The organism is Rhodococcus sovatensis (assembly GCF_037327425.1).
In the GTDB taxonomy this organism is placed as follows: domain Bacteria; phylum Actinomycetota; class Actinomycetes; order Mycobacteriales; family Mycobacteriaceae; genus Rhodococcoides; species Rhodococcoides sovatense.
In genome coordinates this window covers 1074898-1086945 of record NZ_CP147846.1, presented here as the reverse complement: position 1 = coordinate 1086945, position 12048 = coordinate 1074898, and the positions used below count along the sequence as shown (strand labels likewise).

At 65.4% G+C, this 12048-nt stretch carries 5 protein-coding genes; all 5 read right to left on the bottom strand.

Annotated features, from left to right (window positions below):
• Positions 1-80: 80 nt before the first annotated feature.
• Genes WDS16_RS05010 through WDS16_RS04990 form a run of 5 tightly spaced genes read right to left on the bottom strand, consistent with a single transcriptional unit; the run spans position 81 to position 12040 of the window.
• Positions 81-701, bottom strand: coding sequence for a hypothetical protein (locus WDS16_RS05010; RefSeq protein WP_338890980.1), 621 nt, complete (start codon positions 699-701; stop codon positions 81-83).
• The gene (locus WDS16_RS05005) at positions 698-2140 is read right to left on the bottom strand and encodes a pyridoxal phosphate-dependent decarboxylase family protein (protein WP_338890978.1); all 1443 of its coding nucleotides are present in this window, start codon (positions 2138-2140) and stop codon (positions 698-700) included. The genes WDS16_RS05010 and WDS16_RS05005 overlap by 4 nt, the downstream gene beginning before the upstream one ends.
• Positions 2137-3687 (bottom strand): PfaD family polyunsaturated fatty acid/polyketide biosynthesis protein, encoded by a 1551-nt coding sequence (locus tag WDS16_RS05000; RefSeq protein ID WP_338890976.1) that lies wholly within the window; start codon positions 3685-3687, stop codon positions 2137-2139. Before WDS16_RS05000 ends, WDS16_RS05005 begins: the two co-directional genes overlap by 4 nt.
• Positions 3684-5669, bottom strand: a complete 1986-nt coding sequence (locus WDS16_RS04995; protein ID WP_338890974.1) for a beta-ketoacyl synthase — start codon at positions 5667-5669, stop codon at positions 3684-3686. The genes WDS16_RS05000 and WDS16_RS04995 overlap by 4 nt, the downstream gene beginning before the upstream one ends.
• Complete coding sequence (locus tag WDS16_RS04990; protein WP_338890972.1) at positions 5666-12040, bottom strand: SDR family NAD(P)-dependent oxidoreductase; 6375 nt, start codon at positions 12038-12040, stop codon at positions 5666-5668. The genes WDS16_RS04995 and WDS16_RS04990 overlap by 4 nt, the downstream gene beginning before the upstream one ends.
• Between the last annotated feature and the right edge of the window lie 8 nt (positions 12041-12048).

The following is a 12048-nucleotide window of genomic DNA, read 5'->3' as shown; positions in this document are numbered from 1 at the left end:
AACGAATCAGGGCACCGGCGAGTCGAGTAAATCGACCCGCCGGTGCCCCTGATTCTGACGGACAACGTTCCTTGGTGGACCTACGGTGCTGCGAAGAGCGGGAACAGCTTCGGTCCACCGTCCGGGAGTACAATCTCCGAACCGACTCGGGACAGTCCCAGACGCTCCCACAGCCTGAGGCTGCGCTCGCTCGACGCTTCTGCATAGACACCGACACCGTCGGCGAGCCGCAGTTCGCGCAGCGCGCCGGTCACAGCAGCTCGCGAACCGGTCCCCCGCGAGTGTTCGCGCACGGCGGCGAACATGACGTGGCAGTGCGGCGGAAGGTCGGTCGGGTGATGTTCGTCGAGCAGTTCCATCAGGACGCGGACACGGCGGCCGGTGGGCCCGGTAGCGGACTCGAGCCGGTCCAGCAAGACTTCGTTCTCGTCGTCGGTCGGCACTGTGTCGGTAGGCGTCGACCACACGACGACAGCGTCGTAGTCGCTCGATGTCGCAACAAGACCGCCGCGGTCGAGTATGTCTTCGGTGACGATGGCGAAGAACGAATCCAGGTAGCGGCTACGGTCAGGGGTGACGGTGGGTATCGCCCATTCGATGATCGGGTCGTGCGCGAAGGATGCCGTGAGCGTCGCGACGACGGCGTCGAGGTCGGGTTCACCGGTTACTGTCGGTTCGGATCTTACGTTGGCGGTGGTCATACGAATTCCTCCAAGGGAGCAGCAGCGGAACAATGCAGTGACGTGGCCTCCCGGTGGGCGTCGACCAGTGCGGCGATGCACCGGTCGATGTCCGCGCTGTCGGTCTGCCAGTTGCAGACCGACAACCGCAGCGTGGGATGGCCGAACCACGTCGTGGGGCTGGCCCACCCCGTCCCGCAGCGCTGCACGGTATCGACGATGCGGCTGAGGTGGCCCGCAGCGTCACCGTCCGGAGCGTCGAACCGAACCAGCACCTGATTGAGGACGACGTCGTTGACGACCGTGATGCCCGGCTCGTCATCGAGGCTCGACGCGAGTTCCCGTGCGAGTCGACAGCATCGGTCGATCAGGTCAGCGACACCGTCCCTGCCCAGGTGGCGCAGGGTCGCCCACAGAACAAGGCTGCGCGCGCGACGGGACATGTCGGGCGAATAGTCGACGGGATCTCGGTCCCCGCCCGTAGCGACAGTCAGATACTCTGCGCTGGTCCGCAGCGCCGCGCGGTGCGCGTCTGGGTGCGCACACAGAGCGATACCGCAGTCGTAGGGAACATTCAGCCACTTGTGTGCGTCGGTCGCCCACGAATCTGCGGCGGCGAGTCCCGCCACGTGACGGCGCACGCTGGGGCCTGCGGCGGCCCACATACCGAATGCAGCATCGACGTGCACCCATCCCCCACGCTCATGCGTGAGCCGGCAGATGTCGGTCAGTGGGTCGACGGAACCGGAGTCGACGTTGCCGACCTGAGCGCACACGATCAGCGGACCCGTCGTCGACTCGAGACGATCGATGAACGCGAGCAACGACATCCGGCCCTGTTCGTCGACATCGACGGGGTACACCTGCCCTGCCAAGCCGAGCAGACGAATCGCGCGCGACACCGTGACGTGGCAGCCTTTGCTGACCAGAATACGCGGCACCGGAGCGCCGATCAGGCCGTCGTCGTCGACGTTCCAGCCCGCGTCCGCGAGCACCGCGTGACGGGCAGCGGCGAGCCCCGTCAGGTTCGCCGTCGCACAGCCGGTGGTGACACCGACCGACACGCCCGACGGAAGCCCGAACAGGTCGATCAACCACCGCGCAACCGTCTCTTCGACGACCGACGCAACGGGACTTGTCGCGTACAGCGCGCCGCACTGGTCCCACACCGACGTCAGCCACTCGGTCGCCACCGCAACGGGATACGCACCGCCCATGACGAACCCGAGGAAGGTAGGCGCGCCCGAGTGCAACAGCCCCGGTTCGCCGCGCGAGACGAGCTCGGACACCACGTCGTGCGGTTCCTCGCCGCGCCTGGGCAAGGGACGAACGAAGTCCGCACGCAAACGATCTCGGTCCGCCTCGACCCGAGTGCTGTCGGCACGGCCGTCCCGGACATATCGCTCGCTGTATCGCGCGACGGTCGTCAGCAGACTCGCCGCCCGATCCGGCGCAGTCATCGTTGCGGCTCCGGCACGTAGTGAGCGGCACGGGCAGGCAAGCGAACCCCCGCGCTGCGCAGTGACGCCACACGGGTGGCGTACGCACCCCCGAACATCATGTGGTGCGCGATGTCCGCGACCCGACGATTCGTCGGTGCGGCGAGATGCGTACCGGCAACCCAGCTGTTGAACGCACCCATCGCAGGCCCGCACCAAATCTGATAGTCGGCCGTGCGATCGGATTCTCCACGGATGCTCCACCCCGACGACAATCCTAGGTACCACCGAAAGATCAGCGCCATCTTGCGCTTCGGGTCACGTTCGGCGCCGGCGAGCTGGCCCGGGTCGCGTTCGGTGAAGTAGTCGACGCATCCCGCCCACACGTCGTCGAGCGGTCGCGCGAAGATCGACTTCTCGAGTTCGGCGCGGCGTACGGCGGGGATCGACTCGATGCCGTCGTATTCGCGGTATGTCTCGTACAGCCGGTGTGCGCGTGCAGCGAACATCGTTCCGCGCCGCAGCACCTGGACCTGTACACCGAGCTCGAACATGTCCGACGACGGTGCCATCGTGCAGTCCGCGACCCCGGACGACGCCAGGAGCGCCTTCGTCGTGTCCGACTGATCGGCTTCCACCGACGACTGGTTGATCGAGCCGGTCACCACGTACGCGGCGCCCATCGCGAACGCAGCCGCCACCGCCTGGGGAGTGCCGATGCCACCGGCTGCGCCGATCCGCACTTCCGTTCGACCGGGTCGTTCGCGAGCGAGTCGATCGCGCAGCATGATCAGATCGGGAAGGAGAACTGTCAGTGGACGCCGGTCGGTGTGACCGCCCGAATCGGCCTCGGCGGTAATGTCATCGGCCATCGGAATGTGCTCCGCCCACTGCGCCTGGTCGGCGGTGATATCACCGGAGTCGAGCAATGCCCGAAGCAGTTTCGCGGGCGCCGGCCGGAGGAAATGCTCGGCTACTTCTGCTCTGGACACCTTCGCGACCACCCGATGTCGCGTCTCGACACGGCCATCACGGCCGAGCGCCAAGCCGCTGACTCGGTAGCGCACGAGTTGCGGGGTCAGATCCATGAAAGCCGACGCTTCGATACACGTCACCGCATTCCTGAGGCACGCGTCGACGATGGCCTTCTCGAGCGCGGGTTCGGTGGGACTGTGGATGAGATTGCATGCGAACGGGGTGTTGCCGAGGGCCTGCCGAATAGTGTTCAGCGCCGCATCGATGCGGATGGGAATCACCCCTGCGGCGCCGTAGGACGCGAGGTAGCCTGCCCGCGCGAGCGCGATCACCATGTCCGGTGACGCGATACCGTTGGCCATCGCTCCGGCTGCGTACGAGTACCGCACACCGTGGAATCGGCGGAACGCGCTGTCTCCCATAGATTGTGGCGCGAGAGGGCCGACTGCGCTGAGCACCCTGGTATTCGCTGCCATCGCCGGGTCCGACGTTGCGCCGACTCCGCCTGAATCGGTGACGATCCAGCACGGCGAGTCGAGGTCGAGCAGAACCGAACGCACGTCGCTCACCGCCCGTGCCACCACGGCGGTCATCCGAGCGCTCCGTTGCGAATCGCGATGTCGGAAAGCTCGACGGCGAGGTCGATGAGCTCGTAGATGCGAAGTCCCGGCTTCCACAACGACGCGTCGACGGTCACAATCACCGAGTCGTTCCTGCGCTCGACAGCCTTGACGTGCACCTCGAGTTCGCATTGCCGATCCGTGGGCAGGAACTGGCCGCGGTATTTCCACGTGAAGTCGATGTCGGCGGGGATCAGGAACTGCGGATCTGTCATGCCCGAAGCGAACCCGGAGTCGAGCATCCACTCCTGAACGGCCTGGATCGCCGTCTCCACACCGAGCGATCCGGGGATGACGGGGTCGAGGTAGAAGTGTCGCGCGAAGAACCAATCATCCGGATCGATTCGACGCACTGCGTGCAGGTATCCCTTGCCGTGATCACCGCCACCGTCGACGACGTCGACGTGATCGAGCAGCGCCAACGTACCCTGCGAGCACAGGCGCGCACCCGAAGTGTTCCGTCGCGCGGCGATGTCGATCGTGCGAACACTGCTCGGCACGTTCGTTTCTCGCCATGTCGGCTTGTTTCGTCCAGCGTCCAGTCCGGTCTGGTTACCCAGTGCCTCGTCGCTGAAATAGCCGAACATCGTCTCGCCGCGGTAGAACGCCTCCCCGTCGACCGAGAGGGTGTAGTCGAATGTCTGGAGCGACGAACCTGGCAACATGGTCGTCGACAGCAAGCGCGACGACTGCGTAATGGTCTTGTCGCGCAGGTCCACTTGACGAATCACAGTTGCCGTACCGCCGAGGTTACGCAGACTGAGAGTCTGATCGGGGGCGGTGAGCGTGGGGCCGACGTACAGACCCATCAACAGCGCCGCTTGCAGTGACGTCTCCATGTACACGAAGTGCGGCACCGAGTAATTGGCGCTGTCGGCGTAGTACCACGAGTCTGCGGGCGAATCGTATTCGCTGTCGTACGACGCCGAGCGGTCGAGGACCCCACGCGTGCCGTCGAATCGACTGACGCGGTCGACCAACAGCAAACCACCGGTCGGCAGCCGTGTCGCTCGGTGCCCGGTGTAGTGCGCGAATTCAGGTCCGAGTGCTGTCCCCTGGTCCCCGCGTGCGAGATGCGCCATGTGGAACTCGTTGAGCAACACCCGCTCCCCGCCATGGCCGATCCTGCCGGTCCAGTGATCGAGCGTGCCGCCGGCGCCGGGCCCGATCGCAGAACCCGGAACTTCGGTGACGGTCACCGTGACACTGACGCTTCGACCGTCGCCCGCGATCACTTCCGCGATGACGTGCGGTCGGGGAACGAGGTCTATCTGAGTGACGACGACGTCGAGTTCGGTCGAACCGGTCTCGAGCGGAGTCGGTGGCGTGGCGGTCAACGATGCATCCGCCAGGCACAGGTGCAGGCCGGCGTACACCGCAAAGGTCTCCACTGCCTGCACGGCCGCCCTCGTGGCATCACCGTCGAATCGGGCGCGCAGTCGACCGCGACCGAGCGCACCACCACGCAGATCGATGTCGGTGATTGCGGTCAGCCCCAGCGGGGCCGTCGCAGCGATGCGGACCTGGGGATTGGCTTCGGCTTGCTCGTAGGCCGCTCCGAACACGGCATCGATGTCGCCGCGCGACAACGACTCCAGCGCGGCACGGTCGAGTGTCCGGCGGTCGGTACGGGCAAGTGGTTTGAAGGCGCCTTCGGCCGCCATTGTGACGGGCGCGACGGTGAGCGCTCGCAGCGGTGCGGGCGCGGTATGAGCGGTCCGGAGAATCGCGTGCTGGACGCGCATGTAGGCATCGAGGTGCGCACGGTGCGCCTCCGTGACCGCAGCCCTGATCTCGCGCAACGGGTTCGGGTGCCGGACAATCGGTACCGAAGACTTCGGAACGAACGCCTCCGGTGCGGATATCGCGGGGGCGGATGTGTAGCCGACCGGGTCGAATGCCTCGCCGTCGAAGGCAAGCACGCCCTCGTGGTCTCGTGTTGAGCCGTCGTTCATGATTGGGACCACTGCCTCACTGATTCGCGGAACATGTCGGACAGATCAGGTGTCGTGACTACTGTCACGGCGGAGAATTTCTGAAGGACGGTGCCGTCGGCCCCGATTGCGGTGGCGTCGATGGTCACGTCGGTCGTCCCCGCTCGTGGGTTGTCGACCACCACTGCCCAGGGCTCCCCCAACGGAAGCGGTGCGTAGTAGTCGATTCGACCGATGCCGAGGGGTAGGCACGCCGAGTGCAGCAGCCGATGACCGAGTACCGGCGGCCCCTGCAGAATGACGTCGGCGAGTACGGGATTGTGTAGCACTCCCGCATACGCGCCGAGTTCGAGCGGCTCACCACCGAGTTCGCATTCGAGTACCAGTTCGGTGTCCGAGTCCGCGAGAACCCGGCGCATTCCGTGAAGTAACGGCGCGTGAAACTGCCTGGCATCGCGGTACAACTCGTCGGCTGGTACTCCGGCACCGAAACGAGGTGCACGGAGCCGAGGAGCCTGCACAGGAAGCCCGTCGAGATCCATGGTCGCAACGTAGTGCGAGATCGTCTTGGCTTTGTCGCCGCCGGTGACGAACACCCGAACGGTGCGGTCGTCGTCGGGTGCGACACGGATCTCGATCGACTCGATCGGGTGGTCGAACACGATCCCTTTGTGCACGTGGAAATCTCGGACTCCTGTGACGGTCCGGCCCGGGTATGCACGCTCGACGACGTTGATCATTGCGCCGAGACCGAAGGTCGCAGGAAGCACAGGGTACGCGCCGATTCGGTGCGCCTGAACCAGCGGATTCGTCTCCAGCTGCGCGAGCCGCCTGGTGGCGACGAAGGGTTCTCCCAGCGTCGGAGATCCTTCGGTCAGCGATGTGGCTTCGCCTACCAACACCACGACGTCGTCGCAGCGGTCAGGTGTGAACTGCTCGGCGAAGGCGCGTGCGCCGACACTGGGATCGAGCAAGGTCACACCGCGTCCGAGAAAGTGCTCGCGCAACTCGGCCGTGACCATACCGCCGTCCCACGCGCCCCAATCGATCGCCGTCACGTGAAGCTCGGGTCGGGAGGAAACGTGAGCTGCAGCGAACCGGGTGAGCGCCTCGTTCGCAGCCGCGTAGTCCGATTGCCCGGAATTTCCGTACAGCCCAGCGACGGACGTGAAGAGCACGATCCTGCGTAGGGGCCCGTGGCTCGTATCGAGCGCGGCCAACACGGCGCCGAGTCCGGTGATCTTCGGATCGAGGACTCGGGAGATCTCGGCGACCGTCTTGGCGCCGATCGCCGAATCGGCGAGCACACCCGCACCGTGCACCACGACGGTGACCTCGGATGCCAGCGAGCTCAGGGCCGCTCCCACCGCGTCGACGTCGGTGACGTCGACCGCGATGTACTGTGCGCGATCGCCGAGGTCCTCCAGGCTCTCGGCGATTTCGCGGCCGGCCCGGACCGCTGCGCAGGCTCGTCCGATGTCGCGGGGTGCGGCGCCGGATTTGCCCATCACCGTCAGTGCAGCCGCCTGCAGGCCCTCGTCGTTCACACCGTGCGCCCAGTCGGGTTCGGGGTCCGGGTCGGTGCGCCCGAGGAGGACGAACCGTGCGGCCGTATGTCGGCCGAGTTCGCGTGCGCACAGCGCCGTCACACCCCGCGCCCCTCCGGTCACGAGAACCACGTCGGACTCGGTCAATTCGGTGGCGCTCATGGTCGCGGCTGGATCGACAACCGTGTATGACGACGCGCCGTGCAGGCTGGGAACGATCGTCCACCGGTCACCGATGTCGTCGATCGCAACTTCGGGCGTGTCGATGGCTGCGTCCGAAATTTCGACCAGCAGTGTGTCTACGAGCGCATCGGCACCGACAGCCGGATGGACGTCGATGTTGCGGCAGAACAGACCGGGCCGCTCGGCAGCAAGCGTTTTCACGATGCCACCGACGCCGCCGATCAACGCGCACACAGGGTCGACTGTTCCGGCGAAACCAAGCGCTCCGTCGAGACGAGTCAAGGTCACGAATGCCGACCGGGGCCCGCCGGAGCGCTCGAGGGACGCGTAGGCGTGTTTGGCGGCAAGTAAAGCCGCCGAGAGTCGATGGCTTGCCACCGACCACTCACTCGACGCACCTGCCACGACGACAGCGAGCGACACGTCGGCGTCGAACACTCCCGCAACGGTTCTCTCGATATCGTTCGTGGTGCCGGTCAAGGGCACATGGTCGACGGACCAGCCGCGTTCGCTGAGCCCACTCGTGAGGCTGGCCGCATCGGCGCCATCATCTGTGAGGTCCAAAATCACTACGGTGGTGCCGGTTCCGAACAATCCTTCGATTCGGTCCACTGGAGGAAGAGCAGCGAGTTCGACGGTGTGCCGCGGCGAGGTCGCCGCGGCTTCAGCTTTTGGGTGGACATCACTCCCTGCGGCAAGGAGCTCGACGATCTGGTCGAGGGTGCGCAACGTTCCGAGCTGCTCGGGTCCGAGACTGGGCAGCGACGGGAACCGTTCTTGCACAGCGCCCAACACCTGAACCCGCTTGATCGAATCGACACCGAGATCGGCTTCGAGATCCATCGACGGATCCACCATCTCGACCGGGTAACCGGTCTTGTCGGCGACAACATCGAGCAGGGCCGCGCGAAGAGCGTCGGCGGATATACCCGACGGCGATGGTTCAGGTGGACTGGGCAGCGCAGGTTCGGGCGCGGAAGGTTCTGGTGCGGGGAGGTTCGGTGTCGACTGAGCCAGCAGGTCGACGATCTGGTCGAGGGTGCGCAACGTTCCGAGCTGCTCGGGTCCGAGACTGGGCAGCGACGGGAACCGTTCTTGCACAGCGCCCAACACCTGAACCCGCTTGATCGAATCGACACCGAGATCGGCTTCGAGATCCATCGACGGATCCACCATCTCGACCGGGTAACCGGTCTTGTCGGCCACTACGTCGAGCAGGGCCCTGCGCAGTTGGTCGGCGCTGACGCCCGCGGCCTCCTCGGACACCGACACGACGGTCGGAATCGGCGCGGCCGGTTCCTGTGTCACCGTGATCGGTGCGGTCGGTGCAGGGACTGCAGGCGAGGCGGGCGCGATCGCAGCGGGTGCGGCCTCCTGAGTGTTGCGCTGTGCCGCAACCGGTATCGATGGGGTCGAAGTCGCGTGTCGGAACTGCGCGGGGTCGGAGATTCCACCCGCGATCTCCAGTTCGGCGATCCGCCCCAGGACCTCGGTCGCACGGGTGTGGCTATGACTGATCGCCACACCGTGGTCTTTGACCGCTTCGATCGCTCGGATCAATCCGTCGTCGATCCGGTCGGTGCTCAGAGCCTCGGCGAGGTGGCGTGCGAGTTCGAGCTGGCCGTCGAGGTATCGGTCATGGGTGTCGAGGTGCGCGGCAAGGGGTGATGACTCGTTTGTCGTTGGACGCGGATCGTTGGAAGGCACGGTCGTCTCCGAGGGTCGAGTTGCCGAAGGGGCGGGCGTGGGCTGGACAGGAGGAGCCGGAGCGGGAACTGTCGATGTCGTCGGGACGGCGACGGTGGGAGTGAGTGCGGACACTCGGTACCCATCGGCGAGTGCATCGGCGTAGGCCGCACGACGGGTCGGCGGCACGTATTCCGGTGCGGACAGCGCGACTGTCATACCGCTCCCGGTGTGCGGAGCCGGCGGCGTCGAGGAGTAACGGTTGGCGTGGTTCAGCGTCACACCAAGCACGATCAGCTGAGCGGCCGCACGCTTGAGCGCGAGGTCGCTGTTTCCGAGCGGGCCGATGTCCGTGGCGATGGCAACCACGTCGTCGCCCAGAGTGCGATGAACCAGCGAAGTAAGGACTTTCTTGGGGCCGAACTCGACGAACACGGTGCACCCGTCGGCGTGCATCGCTTCGAGCGATGCGACGAATTCGACTGGTTTGAGCAGTTGTTCGACGAGCATCGCGGCGTTCTCAGCGGTGTCGGATCCGTATTGGCGGTCCGGCGAATTGGCGTAGACGGGAATGGACGGTGTTCCGACGCCGACAGCGTCGACTGCAGGTGCAAACGCATCGACGGCGTGCGCGACGTACGGAGTGTGAAAGGCGGCCGACACCGGGAGTTCACGAGTGGCGACACCACGTTCGGCCGCGCACGAGATCACCGCGTCGATCGCAACGCGTCCACCGCCGACAACCACCTGATCGGGTGCGTTGTGGTTGCAGATCCAGACGTCGTCGATGTCGTGGACGATCGCGTCCACGACATCGCGGTCTGCAGCGACAGCGAGCATCGTTCCGTTGTCCGCGTCGGACGTCGGTGCCATCGCAACACCGCGGGCACGCGCCAGAGTGAAATAGTCGCCGGTCTCGAGTGCGCCCGACGCCCACAGCGCCGTCAGCTCGCCGAAGCTGTGGCCGGCCAGAGCATCTGCTTCGAAACCGAGTTCCCGGAAGAACTGGTACTGCCCAACCGAGAGCGCACCGATGGCGGGCTGCGCGAATTCAGTTCGACGCAAAGTGGCGTCGTGTCGCTCGCGCGTCTCGTTGTCGAATGCCGGCGGTGGGAACACGATTCGACCCAATCGTTCGGTAGCGTCCGTGAACGCTATGTTCGCAAGGTCGAACGACTCGGCAACCGGCGGTGTGTTGAGAAGTGCGTCGGTCCCCATGTCGACGTACTGACTGCCCTGCCCGGCGAACAATGCACCGACCTTGATGTGCGGCAATGCAGCGGCACGGAAGAAGAGGCCCTCCGGATGACTCCACTGCTCGGAGTCTCGATTGCGGGTCAGTTGGGCAACGCCCAGTTCGCGCAGTTGTGCCTCGTCCTCGTCATCGACTGCGACGAAACCTAGTCGCGCATGGTCGTTCGGTATCTCGCCGCCGTCGACCGACTCACCGGCGCGGACGGCGTCGATCAGCGAGTCGACATCGACGGCATGCCACACGTGCACACGGGGCACGCAGTGCAGCGGACGTACGTCCGCGCGGGGTGTGTCGCTCTCCTCGAGCACGACATGGAAGTTGGTGCCACCGAATCCCATTGCCGACACCGCAGCGCGGCGCACCGGTCGCTGCGGGTCACGAATCCACGGACGCGTGGCGGTATTGACGTACAGCGCGGCGTCCGAATCGATTCCGGCGTTCGGCGCATCGACGTTGATAGTGCCGGGCAGAACTTTGTGGTACAGCCCTAGTGCGAGCTTCATCAGACTCGCGGTTCCGGCGGCGCCCTTGGTGTGGCCGATCTGCGACTTCACGCTTCCAACAGCGGCGTACGACGTCTCGTCACCCGCGTCACGCAACAAACCACCGAGCGCTTCGATTTCCGTTCGGTCCCCGACAGCAGTACCTGTCGCGTGAGCTTCGAACAATTCGACCGAGGCAGGTGAGCACTCGGCATCGGCGTAGGCGCGGTCGAGCGCGATCCGCTGGCCTTCCGCGCGCGGGGCGTAGATACTCTTGGACCTCCCGTCGCTCGATGAGCCGAGGCCACGGATGACCGCGTAGATGCGGTTGCCGTCGCGCTGAGCATCGGACAGACGGCGGAGCGCAACCATGCTGATGCCCTCGCCGAGCAGCGTGCCGTCCGCTTGTGCAGAGAAAGGGCTGATCTGCCCGGTCGGCGACAGCGCACCGACCTTGCTGAAGCACAGGTAGATGAAAATCGAGTTCTCGGTGTCCACGCCACCGGTGATCATCGTGTCGGCCCGGCCGTCCAGCAGTTCTGCGACAGCGGTCCGCAACGCTGCGAGTGAGGCCGCACACGCGGCATCCACCGTGCAGTTGATACCGCCCAGTCCGAACCGGTTGGCGACGCGGCCCGCGACCACGTTGGCGAGCAGACCGGGGAACGAATTCTCCTCCCACGGCGCGAACGCTGCGGTGAACTTGTCGGCGATCGCGTTGACGTCCTCGGTCGACAGTCCACAGCTGCGCGCCGCCTCCTTCAGGATCGGCGTGGACAATCGCGCTGCGAGCGGATGCATCAACGGAACAGGGCCGGTCGTGCCGAGGACGACACCGGTGCGAACAGGGTCGTACCAGGACGATCCCGTCGCACCGGCGTCGATCAGGAGATCACGAGCAACGCCCAAACTCAGCGTCTGCATCGTCGACGTCACTTCGAGCTGGTTGGGCGGCAATCCGAATTCGAGGGGATCGAAATCGACGTCGGGGAGAAACGCTCCACGGCGGGAGTAGGTCTTGTCCGGGGCAGTCCTGTCGGCGTCGAAATAGTCGTCGAGGCTCCACCGTGACGCCGGAACCTCCTCGGTGCAATCGACACCGTCGACGATGTTCTGCCAGTACTCCCGGTGGCTCGTGGCTTTCGGGAACAAACCGGACATTCCGACGATCGCAATTGGGTTGCGAGCGAGTCGACGGTCTTCGAAGATGTCGGATCCGGTGGTGGATTCGGCGGTCACGATGGTCC

What these genes read in the sequence shown, in the direction of transcription:
- WDS16_RS05010 (WP_338890980.1), bottom strand. Translation starts at nt 701, where the DNA reads ATGACCACCGCCAACGTAAGATCCGAACCGACAGTAACCGGTGAACCC.
- WDS16_RS05005 (WP_338890978.1), bottom strand. Translation starts at nt 2,140, where the DNA reads ATGACTGCGCCGGATCGGGCGGCGAGTCTGCTGACGACCGTCGCGCGA.
- WDS16_RS05000 (WP_338890976.1), bottom strand. Translation starts at nt 3,687, where the DNA reads ATGACCGCCGTGGTGGCACGGGCGGTGAGCGACGTGCGTTCGGTTCTG.
- WDS16_RS04995 (WP_338890974.1), bottom strand. Translation starts at nt 5,669, where the DNA reads ATGAACGACGGCTCAACACGAGACCACGAGGGCGTGCTTGCCTTCGAC.